At 60.7% G+C, this 22,537-nt stretch carries 21 protein-coding genes; 8 read left to right on the top strand and 13 right to left on the bottom strand.

The features are described from left to right. The first annotated feature begins 36 nt into the window (after window positions 1-36). On the top strand, window positions 37-642 hold the full coding sequence (locus LSO07_RS06485) for a glutathione S-transferase family protein (RefSeq protein WP_151092906.1): 606 nt from the start codon (window positions 37-39) through the stop codon (window positions 640-642). On the opposite strand, the gene LSO07_RS06480 is transcribed toward LSO07_RS06485, so the two are convergent. The 7 genes from LSO07_RS06480 to LSO07_RS06450 form a co-directional block, all read right to left on the bottom strand. Further along, the gene (locus LSO07_RS06480) at window positions 639-1,019 is read right to left on the bottom strand and encodes a hypothetical protein (protein WP_151092904.1); all 381 of its coding nucleotides are present in this window, start codon (window positions 1,017-1,019) and stop codon (window positions 639-641) included. The genes LSO07_RS06485 and LSO07_RS06480 overlap by 4 nt on opposite strands. A gap of 60 nt (window positions 1,020-1,079) precedes the next feature. Further along, window positions 1,080-4,208, bottom strand: coding sequence for a transglycosylase domain-containing protein (locus tag LSO07_RS06475; RefSeq protein WP_034782477.1), 3,129 nt, complete (start codon window positions 4,206-4,208; stop codon window positions 1,080-1,082). A gap of 364 nt (window positions 4,209-4,572) precedes the next feature. Next, the gene (locus tag LSO07_RS06470) at window positions 4,573-5,358 is read right to left on the bottom strand and encodes a competence/damage-inducible protein A (RefSeq protein WP_151092902.1); all 786 of its coding nucleotides are present in this window, start codon (window positions 5,356-5,358) and stop codon (window positions 4,573-4,575) included. Between the two features lie 31 nt (window positions 5,359-5,389). Further along, window positions 5,390-6,217, bottom strand: coding sequence for an EI24 domain-containing protein (locus tag LSO07_RS06465; protein ID WP_070280952.1), 828 nt, complete (start codon window positions 6,215-6,217; stop codon window positions 5,390-5,392). Continuing rightward, entirely contained in the window at window positions 6,217-7,257 is a 1,041-nt protein-coding gene (locus LSO07_RS06460) for a sterol desaturase family protein (RefSeq protein WP_092611839.1), read from the bottom strand. Before LSO07_RS06460 ends, LSO07_RS06465 begins: the two co-directional genes overlap by 1 nt. Continuing rightward, on the bottom strand, window positions 7,254-8,081 hold the full coding sequence (locus tag LSO07_RS06455) for a polysaccharide deacetylase family protein (protein ID WP_151092900.1): 828 nt from the start codon (window positions 8,079-8,081) through the stop codon (window positions 7,254-7,256). Before LSO07_RS06455 ends, LSO07_RS06460 begins: the two co-directional genes overlap by 4 nt. 14 nt (window positions 8,082-8,095) lie before the next feature. Then, complete coding sequence (locus LSO07_RS06450) at window positions 8,096-9,067, bottom strand: YVTN family beta-propeller repeat protein (protein ID WP_070260058.1); 972 nt, start codon at window positions 9,065-9,067, stop codon at window positions 8,096-8,098. 197 nt (window positions 9,068-9,264) lie between these two features. On the opposite strand from LSO07_RS06450, the gene LSO07_RS06445 reads away from it, so the two are divergent. The 3 genes from LSO07_RS06445 to LSO07_RS06435 all read left to right on the top strand — a co-directional run bounded on the left by LSO07_RS06445 (window position 9,265) and on the right by LSO07_RS06435 (window position 10,590). Continuing rightward, window positions 9,265-9,621 carry an FKBP-type peptidyl-prolyl cis-trans isomerase gene (locus LSO07_RS06445; protein ID WP_034782471.1) on the top strand — a complete coding sequence of 119 codons (357 nt, stop codon included), beginning with the start codon at window positions 9,265-9,267 and terminating at the stop codon, window positions 9,619-9,621. A 200-nt stretch (window positions 9,622-9,821) separates the two neighbouring features. Beyond that, a complete protein-coding gene (locus tag LSO07_RS06440) occupies window positions 9,822-10,076 on the top strand; it encodes an acyl-CoA-binding protein (protein ID WP_034782468.1) in 255 nt (84 codons plus the stop codon). Window positions 10,077-10,119: 43 nt separating this feature from the next. Continuing rightward, window positions 10,120-10,590: a GNAT family N-acetyltransferase gene (locus tag LSO07_RS06435; RefSeq protein WP_151092898.1), complete on the top strand. Its 471-nt coding sequence runs from the start codon at window positions 10,120-10,122 to the stop codon at window positions 10,588-10,590. A 92-nt stretch (window positions 10,591-10,682) separates the two neighbouring features. Here LSO07_RS06435 and proX read toward each other — a convergent pair whose 3' ends face one another. From proX to LSO07_RS06415, 4 genes are all read right to left on the bottom strand, one after another. After that, complete coding sequence (gene proX, locus LSO07_RS06430) at window positions 10,683-11,741, bottom strand: glycine betaine/L-proline ABC transporter substrate-binding protein ProX (protein WP_151092896.1); 1,059 nt, start codon at window positions 11,739-11,741, stop codon at window positions 10,683-10,685. A 12-nt stretch (window positions 11,742-11,753) separates the two neighbouring features. Beyond that, window positions 11,754-12,857 (bottom strand): glycine betaine/L-proline ABC transporter permease ProW, encoded by a 1,104-nt coding sequence (proW, locus tag LSO07_RS06425; protein ID WP_034782464.1) that lies wholly within the window; start codon window positions 12,855-12,857, stop codon window positions 11,754-11,756. Beyond that, entirely contained in the window at window positions 12,854-14,086 is a 1,233-nt protein-coding gene (proV, locus tag LSO07_RS06420; RefSeq protein WP_099379417.1) for a glycine betaine/L-proline ABC transporter ATP-binding protein ProV, read from the bottom strand. The genes proW and proV overlap by 4 nt, the downstream gene beginning before the upstream one ends. 583 nt (window positions 14,087-14,669) lie before the next feature. Further along, window positions 14,670-14,954 carry a polyhydroxyalkanoic acid system family protein gene (locus tag LSO07_RS06415; RefSeq protein WP_070260060.1) on the bottom strand — a complete coding sequence of 95 codons (285 nt, stop codon included), beginning with the start codon at window positions 14,952-14,954 and terminating at the stop codon, window positions 14,670-14,672. A 200-nt stretch (window positions 14,955-15,154) separates the two neighbouring features. On the opposite strand from LSO07_RS06415, the gene LSO07_RS06410 reads away from it, so the two are divergent. The 4 genes from LSO07_RS06410 to LSO07_RS06395 all read left to right on the top strand — a co-directional run bounded on the left by LSO07_RS06410 (window position 15,155) and on the right by LSO07_RS06395 (window position 19,102). After that, window positions 15,155-16,552 (top strand): hypothetical protein, encoded by a 1,398-nt coding sequence (locus LSO07_RS06410; RefSeq protein ID WP_034782461.1) that lies wholly within the window; start codon window positions 15,155-15,157, stop codon window positions 16,550-16,552. 89 nt (window positions 16,553-16,641) lie between these two features. Then, a complete protein-coding gene (locus LSO07_RS06405; protein WP_151092894.1) occupies window positions 16,642-16,929 on the top strand; it encodes a protealysin inhibitor emfourin in 288 nt (95 codons plus the stop codon). Window positions 16,930-17,282: 353 nt separating this feature from the next. Further along, the gene (fdxA, locus tag LSO07_RS06400) at window positions 17,283-17,606 is read left to right on the top strand and encodes a ferredoxin FdxA (RefSeq protein WP_034782458.1); all 324 of its coding nucleotides are present in this window, start codon (window positions 17,283-17,285) and stop codon (window positions 17,604-17,606) included. A 275-nt stretch (window positions 17,607-17,881) separates the two neighbouring features. After that, window positions 17,882-19,102: a polyhydroxyalkanoate depolymerase gene (locus LSO07_RS06395; RefSeq protein ID WP_070260064.1), complete on the top strand. Its 1,221-nt coding sequence runs from the start codon at window positions 17,882-17,884 to the stop codon at window positions 19,100-19,102. A 54-nt stretch (window positions 19,103-19,156) separates the two neighbouring features. On the opposite strand, the gene LSO07_RS06390 is transcribed toward LSO07_RS06395, so the two are convergent. Further along, window positions 19,157-19,834 carry a DOPA 4,5-dioxygenase family protein gene (locus LSO07_RS06390; protein ID WP_151092892.1) on the bottom strand — a complete coding sequence of 226 codons (678 nt, stop codon included), beginning with the start codon at window positions 19,832-19,834 and terminating at the stop codon, window positions 19,157-19,159. Window positions 19,835-19,880: 46 nt separating this feature from the next. Then, window positions 19,881-22,418 (bottom strand): TonB-dependent receptor plug domain-containing protein, encoded by a 2,538-nt coding sequence (locus LSO07_RS06385; RefSeq protein WP_151092890.1) that lies wholly within the window; start codon window positions 22,416-22,418, stop codon window positions 19,881-19,883. Between the last annotated feature and the right edge of the window lie 119 nt (window positions 22,419-22,537).

The raw sequence follows: 22,537 nt of genomic DNA, 5'->3' as shown, positions 1-22,537 counted from the left end.
CAGTTCTGGATCGCCCACCTGCCTATGGAGTCCCGCATGCTGAAAATTCTTGGAAAAGCCGCTTCGATCAATGTCCGCAAAGTCCTGTGGACGTGCGAGGAACTCGACCTGCCGTATGAACGCGAAGACTGGGGCAGCGGCTTTCGCAGCACGGACGACCCGGCCTTTCTGGCCTTGAACCCGAACGCCATGGTGCCCGTGCTGCTCGATGGCGACCTGGTGCTGTGGGAATCAAACACGATTTGCCGCTACCTGTGCGCCCAGGCGGGCCGCGACGACTTGCTGCCGAGTAATCCGCGTGCCCGCGCGGAAGTGGAAAAATGGATGGACTGGCAAATGGGTGATTTGAACAACAGCTGGCGCTACGCCTTCATGTCGCTGGTGCGCCACAGCCCGGCCCACCAGGATGCGGCGCAACTGGCGACCGGTATTTCCGGATGGAACAAGATGATGGGCGTGCTGGAACAGCAGCTGCAGCGCACGGGCGCCTTCGTCTGCGGCGAAGCATTCACCCTGGCCGATATCGTGCTGGGCCTGTCCGTCAAGCGCTGGCTGATGGCGCCCATGCAGCGTCCCGACTATCCGGCCATCGCCGTCTACCATGCGCGCCTGGAAGATAAAACGGCCGTATTTGCCGGCTAATCGAGTTCGATTGCCTCGACCGTGCCGCCGATGACGTAGCAATCGCCATCGCGGCGCACTTCGTCCAGTGTAGCGGGATCATCGTGCGCATACGTGCCGTCGATATCGACGCACCAGACGTCGCCAAAGCGCAGCAACTTCACGCCGCAGCAGATGCGGTTGATGAAGTTGCCCGGCGTCCTGACCAGTACTTCCCGCACTTCTCCCACCGTGATGGCGACTTTGCGCCAGACATTGCCTTCCAGCCCATGATTTCTTGCGTACAAGACGATGCGTACGGCCTGCACGCCTTGGGACTGGTACATCTGTTCCATCGACACCAGTGAGCCATCGTCAAATCGGTGGTATTGCTGAAAAATCTGCTGCGTCTTGTCCAATTCCACTCCCCAAAAAAAACGCCGGCCTTGCGGGCCGGCGTTCACACAAGCCAGATACTTTTAATTCGTGCACTGCTTGGCCACGCCCTCGGCCGGCGCGGGCGCCTCGATCAACGGCATCAAACTCGGCGCCAGGGACACCAGCAGTTGCACGGGCAAGGCGCTGGTGAAGTCATAGTTCTTCGATTCCGGTCCGCGCACATACGCCGTCATGCTGCCATAGAATCGCTCGCCGATATTGAACACAAATGTCGCCGAGCGGTTCACATAGCGCGACTCGATCAGGCGGCCACCGGCGCCGTACACGTCGAAGCGCTGGTCGCCCGTACCCGTCTTGCCGCCCATGGGGATCGGCACGCCGTCGGCGCCGACAAACGCCGTCTTCGCCCGTTTCGCCGTACCGTCCGACACCACTTCGCGGATGGCCTTGGCCACTGCCTTGGCCACGTCCGGCGACAGCACTTGCTCCGCTTCCACCTTGCTGCCACGCTTGACCATGGTGTCGTATGGCGTATTGGCGGCGAAATGCATGGAATCGATGCGCACGCTCGGTTTACGCACGCCATCGTTGATGATGATGCCCATCAACTCGGCCAGTGCGGCGGGACGGTCGGCCGATGCACCCAGGGTCGTCGCGTATGACGGCACGAGCGAGTCGAATGGATAGCCCATCTTCTTCCACTGGCGGTGGATTTCCAGGAACCCTTCCACTTCCAGCAAGTTGGCGATGCGGCGGTCCTGCGCATGCTTGCGGTGCGTATTGAACAGCCATTTATAGACTTCCTGGCGTTCCTTCTCGCTGGCCGCCACCATCTGCGACAGGGTGGAACCTTCGTGCTGGCGCAGATACGCCACCATCCACAGTTCCAGCGGATGCACATTGGCCAGGTAGCCACGGTCGGCCAGCGACCAGTTTTCCATCGCGTACTGCTGGTACATCTTGGCGACGCGCTCGGGCGGTACTTCGTTTTGCGACGTCAAGTTGGCATTGAGGAAATCGCCGAATTCCGCCACGGTCCCCTTCGGATTCACGGTGCGGAAGATATTCGCCAGGCGCACGGGGGTCGGGCGGATGCTGGCCAACAAAATCTTTTCCTGCTCGTCAACGCTCTTGCCGCGGTATTTCTGATAGAAGCGGTGCAGAAATTCACGCCCTTCCTTGTCGGCAAAACGGCTCAGGTACTGGGCCCGGCGCGGATCATCCGCATCCGCCAGCAGCGAGGCCGAGGAATCGGGACGCGAAAACATGTAATAGCGGGCCACGTCGCGCATCAGGCGCACGAACACCAGGTTGGTCGACTGGCGCAGCGCCTGCTGCAAGGTCATGATGCGGCTGTCGTCGAGCTTGGAGAAGTTGCCGAAATGGTGCAAGCCGCCGCCCGTGAAGAAGCCTTCGCCCGGGTTGCCCGAATATTTGCGTTCCATGGCGGCCGCCAGCATGGCCGGCAGGTTGCGCGCCTCGCCGAGTGCCAACGGTTTCAGATAGGCAATCGCCCACTGCGACAGCATGTCCTTGGGATCGACGGCGATCTTATTCAGCTCGGCGGCGCCCATGCCGCTGTAGCGCTGGTGCAACTGGTCGATGATGTCCAGGTAGGTGACCAGGGTGCGCAGCTTGGCCGTGGAACCGAGGTCCAGCTTGGCGCCTTCGTTGATGTCGAGCGGCTGGTCGTAGTTATCCGTCTGCACGCGCAGCAAGTTGGCTTGATCGCCCTTTTGCAGCAGGGTAAAGCTGTAGACCACGTTGGCCGGGTCGCCATTGCCCAGCATGCCCTTGCCCGTCAGGCCGGCAGCTTTCGCCACCTCCGGATCGCGCAATTCGCGCAAGACCTTGGTGACGGCGTTTTGCGCCTGCGCGTCGAGCGTGCTGACCACTTTCAGGTCGAGGCGGTCGAGGTTGTACAAGCGCGGGTCGCCCAGCATGCTGGCCAGGTGATTGCGCACGGCATTCGAGGCCTTGCGCGTGACGAACGAGGTCGATGCTTCCGATTGCACGCCGGACGCCGTCGACGGACGCAGCTTCTCGGCGATGGCCGCATTGCGCAGCTGCGGTGAAATCACGCCCGCTTGCGCCAGCAGGCGCAGATGGCTGTTGGTCAATTCTTCCAGGTCGGCGCCGCCGGCCACCAGGTAATGTGATGGACGGCGCTGCGCGATCAAGAGGCTCAGCGCCTGCTTGTAGGCCAGCGCGCTGCCCGGCTGGTCCATATTACCCTTGAGCAAAGTCTTCACTTCGGCAAATGGCCTGCCATACCAGACCCACATGCCGTCGCCAATGCCGTTGACTTCGCCAAAACCGCTCTTTGCCGACAGCGGCACGGTATTGAGGTAATTGACGACGATCTTGCGCCGCGCTTCCATGGTGTTTTCGCCATCCTGGTACGAGCGCAGGCTGGCCGAAATCATCTGCAGCAACTTGTCCTGCATGGAACTGGTGCGGCCGTCTTCCGAATGCCGGTATTTTTCAATTTGGGTAGCCAGAGTGCTGCCGCCGCCACTGCGGTGGCCGCCGAACAGGTTCAGCGCCTTGTCGAGGACAGCCTTGCTCAGGCGGTCCCATTCCACGGCGGGATTGCGCTCGGGCGTGCCCGGGTCGAGCAATTCGCGGTTTTCGATGAACAGCAGGCTTTGCACGAGCGCGGGCGGCGCTTCGGCGAAGCCGTCGAACATGCGCTCGGGATAGCTGGCCGCGAACAGGGGCGCGGCGCGGCAATCGAGGATGGTCAGTCCGGCGCGGTTTTTCTCGTGATACGTGGCAAAGATGCCCCGGTCGACCAGTTGCACCATTTTCGGCGACATGCGCGCCTGCGCCGTCACTTCATAGTCGCGCGCATTGAGCTTGCTAATAAAATCCGGCAAGCTGGCATAGCCGAGCCGCTCGTCATACGGCCCGTGCTGCGGATAGCGGATGGCGCCCGCCGGTGCCGGGCCAGGCTCGACCTTGAACGCCAGCTGGCGGTCCAGGCGCGTGAAAAACTCCGCCTGCAGGGCCGAGGTGCGCACTTCGCGCATGACGAACCACGCCGCGCCGGCGATCAGCGCCAGCACGATGATGGCAAAGATGGGCCAGATGCGCGAACGGCGCTTCTTCGGCGGGCGCGCCGGCGGCGGCGCCTCGGCGCCCGTGTCGGAGAGTGGATCAGAGGGGGGCCGCTCTTGCGCGGCCAGATTGACGCCTGTGTCTTTCATGGGATGCTGGGGTAAGGTTGGGTTTGGACGGCGCGGGAAATGCGGTAGCGATACCGCTCCGCGCGGGATAAGACCAGGGCCGGCCAGGGCCGGTCACGACAAAGCTTGCTTAACATGATGTCCATACCGGTGAATCAAAAAAACACGCTACTGCACAGGCAGGCAACCCCGCGTTTGACACGCCAGGCTCCTGTTCACCATTCCACCACATCGGCATGGGAACGACTGACGAGCGCACACAAAAATCTTGCTTCATTGAAGATTTTCGCAAAAAAACAACGTCTTGGAATGTACGCTTGCGTACATAGATGCAAGGCGGGCTGGACGCCGACGAAAAAGCCGCCGGCGCCGGGCTGGCTGCATGTCAGATGGTGGTGTATTCCGCTTGCAAGGTATCGAGCGCGGCGCACATCTGCGCGAAGGCGGCCTCTGCCTGCGCGGGCTCGCCCTTGACACCCAGTTCGATATGCCGGCGCGTCTGCGCATCGCCCACGCTGGGCAGGCTGAACACCTTAATCAGCGGAAAATCTGTTTCCAGGCGCACCATCAGCGGCGTCAGCAGGGATTCGGCCGTTTCATACACGAGCAGGGCGTGTTCCGCGTGCGGCACCTGGTTGAACAGGTGCGCATAATGCGTGTTGAGCACCCATTCGATCATGGGCCAGGACATGACGGGAAAGCCCGGCACGAAATAATGTTCGCGTATGGCAAAGCCGGCAATCTTGTTGTACGGATTCGGAATCAGCTCGGCGCCTTCGACAAATTCCGCCATTTTCAGGCGGTGCAGGTTTTCCGGCGAGTTCAGATCGGCCGGCACGCCCGCCTCTAGGCCCATTTCCGTGATGCGCTGCTGGATATTGACCTTGCCCTGCGGATGCAGCACCAGCGGCAAGCCCAGCGCATCGGCCGCTGCCTGGCGCGTATGGTCATCCGGCGTGGCGCCGATGCCGCCAAAGCTGAAGACGATGTCGCCGCTGGCAAAGCTGCGCTTGAGCAAGGCAACCAGGCGCGCCGGCTCGTCGCCCACGTATTCCGCCCAGCTCAGCTGCAAGCCCCGTGCCTTGAGCATGCTCACTACTTTCGGGAAATGCTGGTCCGTGCGCTTGCCCGACAGGATTTCGTCGCCGATGATGATCAATCCGATAGCCATGAAGCTCCCTCGTAGAATTCGATAAAAATACTCAGGCGTCCGCCGGCGCCACGTCGGTCATGCCGCGTACGCCCCGCAAACGCGACAATGCTTCCAGGCAGTAATACTGGAACCACAGGCCCGTGAAGATAAAGATCAGTACGTACAGCCAGATGGCGAACGCCGCCAGGAAGGGGAAGAACACCACCGACATCACGCCGCCCATCCACAGCAGGCCCGGCACGGCGCCGGCCGCGCCGGACACCATGCCGATGGCCAGCAGGGGCCAGCGCTGCGTGCGCATGATGGCGTGGCGCTCTTCCGCGCTGGCGTAGTCGGCCATGGCGTCATACGCCATCACGCGGTAGGTCAGCCAGCCCCACAGCACGGCTTGCCCCGCCAGCGCGGCCGGCGGAAACGCGTACAGGGGCAGCATGATGACCCAAGCGATGATGAACAGCAAAAAGGTGGCCAGGGACGTCCCCACGCTGCCCAGCAGGCTGCCACCATGTTTCTTTTCCAGCTCAGGAAAGTGCCGACCGCCGATATGGCGGCCGATGGCCGGCATGGCGAACAGGCCCATGAAGATCAGCGCCGTCAGGATCATCAGCGGCAGCAGCATGAACATGGCGATCAGGGGCACGATCACGGCCTTCAGCACGCCCAGGCCAAAGGTGGACAGCACCTGCCCGCTGGTGCGGAAGAAATCGTACTGCGTAAACAGCGCATGCAGGCTGTCGATCAGCGGCTGCAAGCCCACATACAGCAGTCCGCCCCACAAGATCAGCGACAGGATGAACGGCGCCACGCTCAGCAGCAATATCCTGCCATGCAATTGCGACAGGAAAGCACGGCCATACGAATTCAACACATTACGCATCAACGGCGTCCTTTTCGTTTGATTCTTGCAAATTCCACCATGCGGCGCAGGCCCAGCCATTGCTGTTGCCAGAAGCCGTGGCCATAGCTGCGCCCCGGCCGGCCCATGCCCTTGCTATCGATACGGGCCAGCTGGTCGCGCACGCCCGTGCGCGCATAGCCGGCCGAGAAATTCGCGGTGCCCAGCAGCATATCCCAAATCGGCAAGACCACGCCGAAGTTGCAACCGCCCATGCTGCCCTTGCCTTTCGACTCGTGCCCCACGCCGATCGCGTGATGCGTGCGGTGAAAACGGGGCGAGATCAGCAGCCGCTCGCCGATACGGCCGAAGTGTATCCTCACATTTGCATGCTGCAAGCTTTGCAGAATGCGCGAAATCGACACCAGCAGCACATACTGGCCTGGCGGCACGCCGATACCGAGCGCCACCAGCGCCATCACCACGTCGCGCAGGAAGTCATCGAGCAGATGGTTGCGGTCATCGCTCCACAAGTTCATGTTTTGCTGGCTGTGATGCAGGCTGTGCAAGCCCCACCACCAGCCGAAATGGTGCGAGGCCCGGTGGTAGCAATAGTCGACGAAGTCCAGTATCACAAAATAAATGATAAAACTGAGCAAGGGACTGATGCCGGGCAACAGCGATTCCAGGTTCAGGGGATGAATATTGTCGAAACGCAAGGCGCCCGCCAATGCATCCATCAGCGGATCGAGCGTGAAAAAGACCACGACAGAAAACAGGCCGATGCGGTGCAGCACGGTGTAGATGAAATCGTTCCAGCGGGCGCGCGGATCGGTGATCTTTTGCGCGGGGATCAAGGCTTCAAGCGGGCGCAGCACGAGAAACAGCAGCACCAGTTCGCACAGGCCGATCAGCAGCCACTCCGTGCCCTCGAACGCTTCTTCCGTGAATTCGCCAAAGCCCAGGTGATACACGAGGGGATTCACGATGGTCTGGAACAGCCAGCCTTGCGCCACGCCAAAGGCATCGACGACGGCGTCGATGACGGGAGTGACGTGGCCGAGGATGTCGGCGGCGATCATGGCTGGCCCTTCTTCTGCGCGTAGGCAGGATGCTCGCGCAGGGTAGCAAAGCAGAACCCTTTGTCTTGCAAGCCGGAAATCAAGGCGTCCAGGTTGGCGGGTGCCCACGCATCCTTGCGCGACCAGATGCCCATATGCGAAATGAAAATATCGCCGCTGCGCAAGTTCGCCAGCGCTTTTTTCAGCAACATGGCGTTCGGATACTTATCGCTGGGCAACTCATCGCCGGAATACCCCGCCGGCGCCCAGCCCGCATGCTGGTAGCCGCAGGCGCTGCCGGCGGCCAGGGTGCGCGGCGACGTGTAACCGCCCGGCGCACGCCAGAATGGGTCGAGCTTGTGCCCGGTCAATTCCTGGAAGCGCGTATCGACGCGGCGCAATTCCTCGCAGAACTGTTTATCCGTGAACGACGCCAGCTTGCCGCCATCCTTTCCAAACTGAGGCTTGACCTGGATCAAACCGTTGGCCAGATCCTTCTTCCAGTACACATGGTCAAACGTATGCGTACCAAACGCATGGCCTTCAGCCACGCGGGCTTTCCAGTACGGCGCCCACGAGGCATCGAGCGAATAATCGCCGCGCGTGGTCTTTTCATTGGCGAGGAAGAAGGTTGCCTTCACATGGCGTTGATTCAGCACGTCGGCGATCAGTTGCGCTTGCGACTGGCTGCCCGTGTCGAAGGTCATGTAGATGGTGCCCTTGCAGGCGGCCGGCGCTGGAGATGCAGCTGGGACAACAGATACGGCGGCCTGCGCGGGCGACAGCATGGCGCTGGCGCACAACAGCATGGCGGGCACGTGGCACGCGGGAATCAGACGTTTCATCAGCACACCCGCCATCACATGCGCGGCGAGTGGGTGGCGAAATACACGCCATGGGGCGAGCGGCCCACCGGTATGGTCTTGATGACCTTGCGCGTCGTCAGGTCGATCACGGCCACTTTCTTGATCCAGCGCAGGGTCACCCACATGGTCTTGCCATCGGGCGTGATTTCCATGCAGTCCGGGCCGCCCGGCACATTGATGGTGCCCACGTTTTCCAGGGTTTTCTGGTCGATGATGTTGATCGTGTTCGACACGCGGTTCGAGACGAACGTCATGCGGTTATCCCCCAGCGCACGGAAATTATGCGTGCCGGCGCCCGCCTTGATGCGCTTGACGGTCTTTTGCGTGCGCCAGTCGATCACTTCCACGTAATCGCTGCCCATGATGCCGACCAGCAAATGCTTGCCATCGGGCGTCATGGTGATGCCGGCTGGCGCCGGGCCGACGGGCATGGTCCATTTCACGGTTTGCGTGGCCAGATCGATGGCGCTGACTTGGTTGCTGCCCTGCTGCGTGATGAAAGCCATGGTGCTGTCAGCCGTGAACGCCATGTGGCTGGGCAACTTCGGCAGCGGGATGCGCTTGGCCAGGGTCAGGTTCTTGCCGTCGTAGCGGTACAGGTCGATGCGGTCCAGGCGCAGCGAATTCGAAATGAACCACTTCTGGTCCGGCGAAAAGCCGATCTGGTAAGGATCGAGGATATTGCTGATGCGGCGCTGGATCTGGCCCGAGACAGGGTCGAGGAAAATCAGCTCGTTGCCGACGGAACTGGCGACGATCAGCGACTTGCCATCCGGCGTTTCCATCAGATGGTGCGGTTCCTTGCCGACGGCAAAGGTAGACAGGGGAGCATAGGTTTTCTGGTCCAGCAGTTGCACCGTAGCATCACGGGAATTGAGCACCACCACCACTTCGGCTTGCGCCGTCGATATTGCGGAAACCAGGCACAGCGAGGAAAAAACAAGGCGGCATAGACTGCGGAACATGGCAAAAATCACTGTTAAATACAAAACATGCATTTTACGTGGAACACTGTATTTATTGTGTTAAATCCCCCCTTAAATGCGACCGGCAGCCACACATCGTCGTAATTTCTGGTTTTTCCCTGCGCCGGGCCTGGAATGGCGCTTTGCAACTCATTGCTCTACAATCTGAAGCTTTCATCGCCTACACAAGGATTATCATGACCACCACCACTACCGCTTCCGGCCTGCAATACATCGATACCACCGTTGGCGAAGGCGCTGAAGCGCAAGCTGGCAACAATGTTGTCGTGCATTACACGGGCTGGCTGCAAAACGACGACGGCAGCGCCGGCGCGAAATTTGACTCGAGCAAGGACCGCAACGACCCATTCGAATTCCCGCTGGGCGCCGGCCGCGTCATTCAAGGCTGGGACGAAGGCGTGCAAGGCATGAAAGTGGGCGGCAAGCGCCAGCTGATCATCCCTGCGGCACTGGGCTATGGCGCACGCGGCGCCGGCGGCGTGATTCCACCGAACGCCACCCTGATTTTCGACGTCGAACTGCTGGGCGTATAAGAACAGACTCCGCAGCGCGCAAGCGACTGTACCAGGCGCCGCCCCTGTTCACGCAGCGGCGGCGTTTTTGTTTTGAGTGTGTCCTCTAATGCACGGCACGCTTTTTTCACTATGATGTCAGGCACTGCAGCACGCACGGTGGCCACTCCGCCGGGCCTGCCGCACTTTTCCAGCGATTCCATCAGCACACAGGAGCCATCATGAGTTTACAAGAGCAATTCGAACAAGCGCAGCTCGATTCCAAGACCCTGTCCGAGCGTCCGGACAATATGACCTTGTTGAAAATCTATGCCTTGTTCAAGCAAGCCTCGAGCGGCGACGCCACGGGCGAGCGTCCTGGCATGACCGACTTCGTCAACCGCGCCAAGTTCGACGCCTGGGCGGCCCTGGCCGGCACCTCGAAGGAAGAGGCGCAACAGCAATACATCGATCTGATCGAAGACTTGAAGGACTGATGTATCCCTGCCCCGACGCCTGCCGGGGCAGTATAATTTCTGCATGACACCATCCCCGCTTTCCCCAGTTTCCCTGGCGCATGCCGCCGACCTGCCCCGTTTGTTCGACGTCTGGCACCTGTCCGTCCGCGCCACCCATGATTTCCTCGCCGATAGCGATATCGCCTTCCTGATGCCCTTCGTCCGCGATGAGCTGGCCAGGGTGACGGCCGCACGCCTGCTGCACGTGCTGCGCGCCGATGACGGCGTCGCTCAGGCCTTCCTGTGCGTCGAGCACGCCAAGATCGAGATGCTGTTCGTCCATCCGGATCACCGGGGCAGCGGCGCCGGCCGCACCCTGGTCCGTCACGCCATCGCGGCCCTGGGAGCCACAGCCGTCGACGTCAACGAGCACAACGCGCAAGCGCACGGTTTTTACCGCCACCTGGGCTTTATCGTGGAAAATCGCTCGGAATGCGACCCGTTCGGCAAGCCTTTCCCCATTTTGCACCTGAAACTGGCAGAAAGGGCCTAAAAACTCACCAAAAACCACCAAAACAGGCCGTTAACGCAAAAGTGGCTACCGAATCGGTAGCCACTTCTTTCAATGCCGGGTAGCGCTGAAACTTACTTCTTTGCCGCCGCCAGCGCTTGCGCGATCCAGCCATCAAATTTTTGCTGGTGGAACTTGATCCAGCCAGCCGTATGGCGGGCGATATCGGCCTGCGTGTTTTCGCCGCGGCGCATGCGCTCGTTCTGCGCATTGATGTCCGCCACGGGCAATTGCATCACTTCGAACAGCTTGGCCGCGGCGGGATTTTTCTCCGCCCAGGCCTTGTTCGACACGATACGCGCCGTGTTGACGGCAAAACCGTAGTCGCTGCCATCGTCGAGGCGGGTATTCACCTTGTCCGGATTGGCCGAGAATGGCACTTTCAGCCAGACCACGTCCTTGCCCGGCACCAGCACGCCACTGACCCAGTACGGCGTCCACGTGTAATACAGGATGGACTCGCCACGCTTGTAGCGGCCCAGGGTATCGGCGATCAGGGCCGCATAGCTGCCCTGCACGTGCGTCACCGTCTCGCGCAATTTATACGCATCCATGTGGTTCTCGATCAGCGCTTCGCAGCCCCAGCCGGGGTTGCAGCCCGTCAAGTCGGCCTTGCCGTCGCCATCGTGGTCGAACAGCTTGGCCAGGGTGGGGTCGCGCAACTGGTCGATATTCGTGATGTTGTACTTCTCGGCCGTCGCCTTGTCGATCAGATAACCTTGTGCGGCAGGACCGGCGTATTGGCCCGTGCGCAACAGCTTGGCGTCGCCGCCCGCATTGTTATAGAAATCCTTGTGCATCGGATCCCAGTGCACGGCCATGAAGGTGGCGTCGCCGTTGGCGATGGCGATATGCGCGGTCGGATACTCCACTTCCTTGATCGGCTGCACTTCGTAGCCCAGCTTTTCCAGGGCCTTGTCGACCAGCATGGTCTGGAAGGTTTCTTCCGCGATCGAGCTTTGCAGCGGCTGCACCTTGACGCCCTTGCCGGGCAGCACATCGGCGGCCACGGCCGGCGTCTGCGCCATGGCCAGGCTGGTGGTCAGGGCCAGGGCGGCGATCGCCAGGGCGGAAAACAGCTGGAACTTGCGTTGCGATTTTTGCGTCTCTTTAAAATGTGCGATTTGATGCATGTAAATCCTTTCTTATTGTGCGTTGGCCAGCGTTGCTTGCTGTTCAACATTATTTTTGTCCGTGTTGCCGCGCACCAGGCGCAGCACGAAACCGGCAGGACCCGTCTGGTACCAATGGCGCACGCCACGGCGTGGCTGGCCCATCGCTTGCGTCAATCGGTCCAGGGTGATGGCCAGCAGCACGATGCCCAGGCCACCCACGGTTGCCAGGCCCATGTCCAGGCGGCCAATGCCGCGCAATACCATCTGGCCCAGGCCACCCACGGCGATCATCGAGGCGATCACGACCATCGACAGCGACAGCATCAGCGACTGGTTGATACCGGCCATGATGGACGGCATGGCCAGCGGAAATTGCACGCGGGTCAGCAGCTGCCACGGCGAGGCGCCATAGGCGCGGGCCGCTTCGATCAGGTCGGGACGCACCTGGCGGATACCGAGGTTGGTCAAACGCACCAGCGGCGGCAGGGCAAAGATGATCGTCACGATCACGCCTGGCGCATTACCGATACCAAACAGCATCACCACGGGCACCAGGTAGACGAAGGCAGGCGTCGTCTGCATGGCGTCCAGCAGGGGACGCAGGATATTCTGCGCGCGGTCGCTGCTGGCAAGGAAAATACCCAGCGGCAAGCCGATGGCCAGACAGAAAGCCAGCGACGTCAATACCAGCGACAGGGTGGTCATGGCTTCCGGCCAGATGCCCAGCATCGACACCACCAGCAGCGCCAGCACGGTGCCGATGGCCAGGGTACGGCTGGTAAATTGCCACGCCAGCAAGCCGATGATGGCGATCACCGTCAGCGACGGGGCCGCCAGCAGCACGCCTTCCACGCCGGACAGCACGCTGTCGATCGGTGCGCGCACGGCCTGGAAGAAGGGACGGAAATGCGCGACGACCCAGCCCAGGCCCTGGTTGATCCAGCTTTCCAGCGGCAGCGAGCCGTCGAAGATCTGTGTCAGGTGAAAGCCGCTCGCATGTTCCGGCTGCACGGCAGGCGCGGCGGCGTCCAGCCAGGCGGTGCTGGCGTCGGTGGGCGGCGTCAGCGCCCAGGGATTGATTTGGGCGGCCTGTTCAACAACAGGTTCTACTGTGGAAACGGTGCTTGGGTTCATGCTTGTCCTTTCTGTTGTTGTTCGGCTATGGCTGGCGTGTCGCGGTCGAGGAACTTCAGCAAGGTCGTCTTGCTGATGGCGCCGCGGAAGCTGCCGTCATTGGCCACCACAGGGACGGCGTAAGGCAGTTGCGCCACCTGGCCGAACAGGCCGGCGACTGGCTCATCTGCATTGATGGTCTGCACGTCGGGCAGATAGGCATGCGCCAGGCCCAGCGGTCCCACATGGCCGTCGAGCGCACTGCGCAGCGAATCGGCCGAGACGACGCCGAGGAACTTGCGCTGCGGATTGACGACATAGGCAAACGCGCGATCCTGCTCTTCCAGCATCGACAGCGCGGCGCGCGAGCCGCGGCTCGGCGACTCGGACACGACGATCTGGCTCTTGCGGGCGATATCGCTGGCCTTGAACACGGCCGCCGCATCCACGCCGCGCACGAAATTGCGCACGTAATCATTGGCAGGCTTGCGCAAAATCTCTTCCGGCGTGCCCACTTGCACCACGTGGCCGTCTTTCATGATGGCGACGCGGTCGCCGATGCGCATGGCTTCGTCGAGGTCATGCGAAATGAAGACGATGGTGCGGCGCTTGATTTGCTGCAAGCGCAGCAGTTCCGATTGCATTTCCGTACGAATAATCGGATCGAGCGCGGAAAATGCTTCATCCATCAGCAAAATCGATGGATCGCAAGCCAATGCACGGGCCAGGCCCACGCGCTGCTGCATGCCGCCCGACAATTCGTCGGGATAGCTGGCGCCGTAGCCGTCCAGGCCCACTTGCTCCAGCGCTTGCTGGGCCAGCGCATGGCGCTCAGCTTTTGGCATGCCGGCCAGTTCCATGCCGAAGGCAGTGTTGTCGAGCACGGTAATTTGCGGCAGCAGCGCGAACGACTGGAACACCATGCTGATGTCCTTGCGGCGCAGGGCGCGCAGCTGGGCGTCCGGCAAGGTATTGATGTCGTTGCCGTCGATCAGGATGCGGCCGGCGGTCGGCTCGATCAGGCGGTTCAGCATGCGCACCAGGGTCGACTTGCCCGAACCGGACAGGCCCATGATGACGAAGATCTCGCCCGCTTCAATGGTAAAGGTGGCGTCGAAAACGCCGATGGTGCAGTCCGTCTTGGCCAGGATATCCTGCTTGCTGGCGCCTTGGTGGACGAGTTCAAGTGCTTCTTCTGGCTTGTCGCCGAACACTTTGAACACATGGTCGATAATGATTTGTTTTGCCACGATGTGGTTCTCCCTCGATTTGACGAATGGAATGAAACCCAGCAAGCTGCTAGCTTGCGGCGGGAATCAGCAAACCCTGTTGCGTCGGCTACGCCACGGCGCAAAAAGCGCACGGGAGCGACAGGAAACAGGGGGTGACACGCGTGTGACCAGCGGATGGCCAAGGCCGGTGCCGGGGTGCCGTGTGCGTGCTAAAAGAGGCTGTGGTTCAGGACTTTTAACAACGCTAGCGCCATGCAAATACATGGCACCAAATGTATTTGACCGAAAAAAAAATCGACCAAGCTACTTTTAACTGGATGCGGGTGTAAAACCCGAAGAATTATTCACCACTCAGCGAGTGGGGAGTACTGCGAAGCAGAAGGTGAAACGCGGTGTAGCTGTTGTAAATATGACTCAAGTATAACGCAAAAAGCCACCAAAGTCCAATGGCTTTCCAAATAGAAATGTGCTAGCAATGTTCGCCAGCGTACAGTCAGACGTAAAAAAGGCGAAAAGAGACTTGTTTTCATCGTCTTTTCGCCCATCGCTGCGACACGCTCCCTAGCACCAAACCGGGCGCCAGACAAGCGGTGCAAAGCCGTCAAGCCGGCTCGGTAAATACCTTGCGCATCTTCTCGGCAATCTTGCCTTCAATCGTGGAGGCGAAGGCGCTCAGCATGAAACCCAGCTTGATTTGCAGTTGCGCCTGCTCTTTTTCCAGGGTCAGCGATCCGTCGACGCCGCTGCGCTCGAAACGCAGCACGTCGCCATCCCAGGCGCACGCCAGGTCATATTCCTGGGCCAGCTTGTCGGCCACTTGCTGCGCCGCTTGGCGCGCCTTTTCTGCTGTCAGCTTATGTTGCTGAACTATATTTATATCCGCCATCAAACGATCCTTTTATTATAAAAACGGGAGCAATACGGCCAGCATCATACCAGCCGCCATGCGGCAGCCGCGGCCATCGGTGGCGCCGGCACGCGGAAAAAACCGCGCTTTCCTGCGCCGCACTTGCGCCGCATCAAACCGAAACCACCGAAGCGGGCCGACTATCTCAGTTCCAGTTGCGAGTGTCTTGGAGAGCTACCATGGACCAGAAAGTCATCGTGCCGGTCGAAGCCGTGCTGACCAAATGCGTGTCCCTGCCCGTCGGCTATGTCCCCACCCCATCGGCGCCCTACCGCCAGCACCGCAAGAATGCACAGCTGACCTTGCAGCCGGGTCCGCCCCGCGTGCTCGACCCCACCACCCGCAAGCTCGAAGCCGTGCCGGTCGGTTCGCGCGTGCTGATCTGGAAGCAGGACCCGTCCGTGAGCGAGCTGGGCACGCGCAAGACCTTCCTCGCGGGCCTGACCCTGCAAGGCCCGCGCGATGCACGCATCACCTTTGGCGAGCCGGGCATCGCCCAGGTCAGCCCGAACGCCTTTGGCGACTTCATCGTCTCGCCCAATACCGACCAGTTCGACGCCGTGCACACGTTTGCCATCGTGCGCATGACGCTCACCATGTACCAGCGCGCGCTGGCCAGCAACGGCACGGCCTCGCCCCTGCCCTGGCAATGGAATAGCGCCAGCAATACGGCCCCGCTGCGCGTGTTTCCGCACGGCTTGCCCAATGTCATGAATGCGTACTACAGCCGCAGCGACAAGGCCCTCAAGTTCGGCGATTTCATTCCCAGCGGCGCCACCGAGCGCGTCTATACCTGCCGTTCGCTCGACATCGTCTCGCATGAAACTGGGCATGCCATCCTCGATGGCCTCAAACCGAATTGGCTGCTCAACAATAATCCGCCGCAGACGGGCGGCTTGCACGAATCGTTCGGCGATCTGACGGCCATCTTCCTGGCCCTGTCGCAGCTGGACCAGGTCGAAGCCGTGATCGCGCAAACCAAGTCCGATCTGCACGACAAAACCTTCCTGGCCGACCTGGCGGAACAATTCGGTCTGGCGCTGGGCCGGCCTAACGGTTTGCGCAATGCCGACAATGACATCAAATTGTCGGAGGCAGGCACGGAAGTGCACGCCATCTCGCAAGTGTTTACAGGCGCCATCTACGACATCCTGGCCGACATCTTTGCCCATGAACGCCAGCCCCAGCTGGAAGACGACGCTGCCGTGCTGCACCGCTGCGGCGACTACCTGCGCAGCCTGGTCTTGCGCGCCCTGGTGGCGTCTCCCGACCATGCGGCCACGTATGCCGACGTGGCCGGCCAGATGCTGACCCTGGCGCAGGCCGACGGCTATACCGCCTACCTGGACTTCATCCGCAACAGCTTTACCGTGCGCGAAGTGCTCAAGAACAATGCCATGACGGAAGATGGGCAAATGACCTTTGCCGCAGGCATCGTCGATGACGAGGGTGCCGTGCAAGACAGGCGCGCCTGCTGCGGTACCATGAACCATGCGGAATACAGCGAATCGGACCACTTGCTGGAAGCGGAGCGCGAAGCGCTGGCGGCCTGGTGCCGCAGCTACGCGCCCCGATAAATGCCATACGCCGCAAGCCAGTCAATAGTCGGCAGCAGGCGATGACATGCCGCACCACGTCCCCACCACAGCCCACCAGAAGGAGCAGCATGAAAATTTCAGCCCGCAGCAGCGGCGGCTTTGCCGGCCTGAGCGAACAGTACGACATCGATACGCAAGCCCATCCGGCCGGCCCCGGACTGGAAGCGGCATTGGCCAGCAGCGGCTTTTTCACGCACTCGCAGGCGACGAGCGAGCAGGTGGGTGCCGATATCCCCCAATGGCAGATCACCGTTGACGCACCCACCGCGCGCCGCACCATCACATTTGCCGAGGATGGCAGTGCTGAAAATGCACGTTGGCAACAGTTACTGACGCAGATACGCGCCAGCGCCTGAATGTTCCGGCACTTGGCCTGATTGTTCCGGCGCTTATTTTGTGCCGGTCTTGATTTGAGTAAAACAAAAACACCACACGGCAAGCCAGCACATCGCCCACCCTGCACCCTGCCGCATCGGGTGACTGTCGCTTTCTTGCCGCGTTCTTTATGGCAACGTCCCGGATAGTCGCTGAATTACCCGCTCTGCGCGGCAACGGCACTGTCAAAAAATGAATTTGCTTATATGTATTGTATATAAGCGGGATTTGTGAGAAATAGCGAATTGCCTTAAAATACAATGCTTTGCTTTAGTATGCGCCGCCGAGTTTCCTGCAGGCGCTACAGCACCTCCCCCAAATTGATAGGACTGTTATGACCCACGTTGTCACCGAATCCTGCATCGCCTGTCGCTATACCGACTGCGTCGATGTCTGCCCGGTAGATTGTTTCCGGGAAGGCCCGAACTTCCTGGCAATCGATCCGGACGAATGTATTGACTGCGCAGTCTGCGTGGCAGAGTGCCCGGTGAACGCGATTTTCGCGGAAGAAGACGTGCCGGGCGACCAGCAAGCCTTCATCAAGATCAACGTCGATCTGGCCCGTAACTGGCCTTCGATCACCAAGACGAAGGCTGCCTTGCCGGAAGCCGAGCAATTCAAGGACGTCAAGGACAAGCTCGACATGCTGGTGCGCTAAGCGCACGGCACTTGCCGCGGCCGTTCTGGCGGAGAGACTCTTCTCCGCAGGGGCGGGGCGGCGAAAAAACAGACGAAAAGCAGCGGAAACGCTGCTTTTTTTGCTTTTAAAGCATCGTTGCAGCTCTATCCACGCAAGTGTGGCGCCCTGTCACACCAAAGCGCAAACTGTGGACCTGTGCGCGGTAAAGCACATTTTGTCCTCAACAAATATCGTAGAATTGGATTATGATATTTGAGCCGATATTGGCGCTTGGAATTAAACAAGGACTCTATATGCTTTACCAACTGCACGAACTGCAACGCTCTTTCCTCACTCCGGTGATGCAATGGGCAGACATGTCCTCCAAGTTATTTACCAACCCGGTTTCTCCACTGGCCCACACCCCGTTTTCGCAACGCATCGCAGCCGGCTACGAGCTGATGTACCGCCTTGGCAAAGACTACGAAAAACCACAATTCGACATCCAATCCGTTCTCGTCCAAGGCGAGAGCGTCGACATCCGCGAACACGTTGTCGTGACAAAACCGTTTTGCCGCCTGATTCACTTCAAAAAAGAAGCCACTGGCTTGCAACAGCCCAAAGTTTTGCTGGTTGCCCCCCTGTCCGGTCACCACTCGACCCTGCTGCGCGATACCGTGCGCGGCTTGCTGGCCGAGCACGATGTCTACATCACCGACTGGACGGACGCGCGCATGGTACCGCTGACGGAAGGCCCGTTCCACCTGGACGACTACATTTATTATGTGCAGGAATTCATCCGCCTGCTGGCGCCTGACTTGCACGTTATTTCCGTCTGTCAACCGACCGTGCCCGTGCTGGCCGCCATCTCGCTGATGGCGACAGCCAAAGATCCGCACATGCCGAAAACCATGACGATGATGGGCGGCCCGATCGACCCGCGCCGCTCGCCCACGCAAGTGAACAACCTGGCGACGGAAAAGAAATTCTCATGGTTTGAAAACACCGTGATCTACGCGGTGCCGCCGAACTATCCGGGCTTTGGCCGCAAGGTGTATCCGGGCTTCCTGCAGCATGCCGGCTTCATCGCCATGAACCCGGGCCGCCACGCGCAAAGCCACCGCGAGTTCTACATGCACCTGGTGACGGGCGACGACGAGCCGGCGGAAGGCCACCGCCAGTTCTACAACGAGTATAACGCCGTACTGGACATGCCGGCCGAGTACTACCTGGAAACCATTAAAACGGTTTTCCAGGAATTCAGCCTGCCGATGGGCACCTGGAAAGTGGGCGGCCAGCTGGTGCGTCCGCAAGACATCACGAATGTGGCGCTGTTCACCGTGGAAGGCGAACTGGACGACATTTCCGGCGCCGGCCAGACGCAGGCGGCGCATGACTTGTGTTCCGGCATCCCTGCCGAGATGCAACAAGACTTCGTGGCGCCGAAATGCGGCCATTACGGCATCTTCTCGGGCCGCCGCTGGCGCGAGATCATTTGCCCGAAAATCGGCGAATTCATCCAAAAACACGGCTAATACACGGCATATCCATCAAAAAGCCACCCCAGTTCACACTGGTGTGGCTTTTTTTCATGCGCGCTCGATTTTCACCGTCGGACGCGTATTGACAAATATCTGCTCGACTCTCGGCTCGCCCGGTCCCGGCTTCTTCATCGCATAGCCATTCACAGGCTGCGAGCGGTTTACCCACAGCGCGTAATACAGGTGATCGGCGCGCGGATCTTCCGTATTCGGGTGGATCAGTATCGTCAGGCCCAGGCTGTTCAGCTGCAGCCACGGCACGATCACGGGCAGCAGATCATTGGTAAAGCCAAAATAAAACGACGGCGTCACGTGCGGGCCGCGCGGCTCCAGGTTCCAGTCGCCCAGCTCGATCTGGAAACGCTCGGCCGCCCACTTGCGTATCAGCGCCGCTTTCTGGTAACTGTCTTCGTCAAAATAGATATGCGCGTGATAGCTCTCGATATCCGTGTAGGCGCGCGGTGTCGACGGCAAGGTTTCCTCGCCGGGCCGCACGCTGACGGGGCGCGGCGTGGGCGCCTTGTCCGTATGATCGCCCCACGGGCTCTTGCCCGGTGCAGGTTTGGCGCGTTTTACTGCGCCATCCTGCGCCAGGGCGGTGCCCGCCAAGCCGGAAGCGGCCAATGCCGCCACCAGACCGCCACCGCGCAAGACCGTGCGACGCTGCGGCGAGAGGAGATTGGCCCATTCCAGGTCGATGGCCGCGTGTTGAGTGTTGTCAGACATGTCAATTCCTGTTCTTGATGATAAGTACGGAGATAGAGAAGGCAGATCAAAAGTGAACAGTGGCGCGGGCGTAGTAGTAACCGCCCAATACGCCCAATGGTCCCGAATTGTCGTAGGCGCCCGTGTACTGCGCCAGATTCGCGGCGCTGCGCGCTGCGCGCGGCACCTGGCTGGGCTTCTGGTCGAAGACATTGTTGGCGCCCACCGTCACATTGATGCGCTTGCTGATGTCGTAGCCGACGCTGACATCCGTCACGAAGGCGGCCTTCAGCTGGTAGTCGCCGCCCGTGATGGCGTTCAGGCGCTTGAGCTTGCCGTAGCGCGTTTCGCGCAGGTTGAATGTCCAGCCGGCTTTTTCATACGCCAGGGTGACGATCTCCTTGTCGCGCGGCGCCCGGTACAGCAAGTCGTACTCGGCCGACTTGCTCAAGGTGCCGATGTTCGGCAAGCCTTGCAGCACCGCCGGCAGTTCCGCCTTGCCAACCAGACTCGTATGATTGATATTCGCGGCCGCCGTCCAGCGCAGCTTGCCATCAGCCACGCGCAGGACATCCTCGGCCGTCAAGTCGATGCCGCGCGTGCGCGTGTCGCCCACGTTGGCAAAGTAATGCGCCACCAGGCCATTGCCTACCGTCAGCCTCGCCGAGCGCAGCAGGTTTTCAATGACGCTCGCTTGCGCCCCCGTCAGCGGCCGGCCGCTGCCGTCGAGCGCCACGCCCGAGCTGCGGTCGATGCCGATGTTCGACGACACGCCCAGGCGGTCGCTGACCTTGATTTGATACGCGTCGACAGCCAGGCGCAGGGTGGGCGTGGGATTGAAGGTCAGCCCGGCCGACAGATTCGTCGATTTTTCCGGTTTTAAAGCTTGCGCACCCAGGGCCCGTGCGGCAGCGGAATTGGGCTGCGCCAGGGTGTACGGCACGCCCGCATGGTCGGACGTGTTCGAATACGATTGCGTCACCAGGCTAGGTGCATGGAAACCGTTGCTGACGGTAGCGCGCACGGCGACCGTGGACGTCACGTCATAACGGGTGGACAAGCGGCCCGTCGTCTTGCTGCCGAAATCGGAATATTTCTCGGCGCGCAGAGCCGTGTCGAGCAGCCATTGCGGCGTCAGTTTCGCGCCCAGGCCGATATACGCCGCATGGCTGTGGCGCGCCGTGTCCGAGGCATCGACGGGCAGATAGCCGGCCAGCGCCGACGAGCCGCTGCCCCGGTAAGAGGCAGGTTCTCCCGGGCTGCGCTGCTGCGTTTCATGCGAATACTCGAGACCGGCACTGAGGTCCGCCGGCTCGCTCAAGCCCAGCGGCACGGCGCGGCGCACGTCGGCATTCGTGGTCGAGCGGCTGTAGCGCTGATTACCGATCGTAAAATCGGTCTTGCCTCCCGGATAGGGCAGCGAGTAATTGGCCGAGTTTTCCACACCCACATCGATATCGTCGCGTCCGTAAGTGCTGCTGATATCCCAGCTCCAGCCTGCCGTCTCGCCCTTGATGCCGCCCGTCAGCGCAACATCGTTTTCGCTCGTCGTTTCATACGGCGTAAAACCATCCGGGTACACGGCCAGCAAGCCTTTGTTGTTATTAAAAATGGTATTGGGCAGGCGGAAATTCTGCGCCGAGCGGGCATTGCGGTGCGCATAGGTACCGAAACCATACAGTTGCACCTCGTTCGACACGTCATAGCCGAGGTTGGCGCTGAGCGAAGCGGTCGTGCTTTGCGGCACGCCCGTATTGCGCCATGGATTGCTGTTGCGGTTTGCTTCGGCCGGGTTCGGCGAAGCGCCGGCCGGCAAGCTGTTGTTCGGTCCCAATTTCACCAGCTGGCCATCGCTGTTGCGCACGGCCGGATACGACAGATAGGCGGGATTCAATCCAAAATTGCGCACGGCGATGCCCTGGCGCTGGACTTCGGCGCCGAAGTGGGCAAAGCCGTGTTCGCCCAGGCGCGTGCCGCCATCGATGCGCACTGAACCATTCGTGCCGTCGCCCTCGTAGGTGGAACCGAGTTGCGTGCTGAAACTGCCCTTGTCATCCGACTTCAGGATGATGTTGATGACGCCGGCGATGGCGTCCGAACCGTAGATGGCGGAAGCACCGTCGCGCAGGATTTCCACGCGGGCAATCGCCCCCGTGGGGATCAGGGCCAGGTCGGTGGCGACGGAACCCGGAAAGCCATCCTCATTGACGATGGCCGTCGTATGCCGGCGCTTGCCATTGACCAGCACCAGAGTATGCGAGGGATCGAGGTTGCGCAGCTGCCCGGCGCGCACGATGCTGCCCAGGTCAGGCTGCACGCGGGCCGGCAAGTTAAATGACGGCAAGGCCGTATCCAGCGCATCGAGCAAGTTCAATTTGCCCGTGGCCTGCAATTGCTGCGCGCTGATCACGTCGATCGGTGCGGCGCTGTTGGCCACCGTGCGGCCCGTGCCGCGCGCCCCCGTGACAATGACGGTGTCAAACGGCGCCGCGGCCTGCGCGTGGACCACGCCAGGCGCCCCCAGCACGAGCACTGCCACCGAGACGGCGTACGCCAGTTGCCGCAGGCGCGGGATGGGGTCTTGCTTGTGAATCAATTCCAGCATACAGAAACATCCTTTTAAAGTCGTCAACACAGTGGTTGCAGACTAAAGGATGGACAAACAAACAAGAACGAATGGTTTCGTATTTAGATATTTCGTTTTGGCAACGTGCAACAGCGGCG

It is taken from the genome of Janthinobacterium sp. PLB04 (genome assembly GCF_021165895.1).
GTDB lineage: Bacteria > Pseudomonadota > Gammaproteobacteria > Burkholderiales > Burkholderiaceae_D > Janthinobacterium > Janthinobacterium lividum.
Note: the sequence above shows the minus strand (reverse complement) of the source record. Positions and strands in the feature narration are given on the sequence as shown.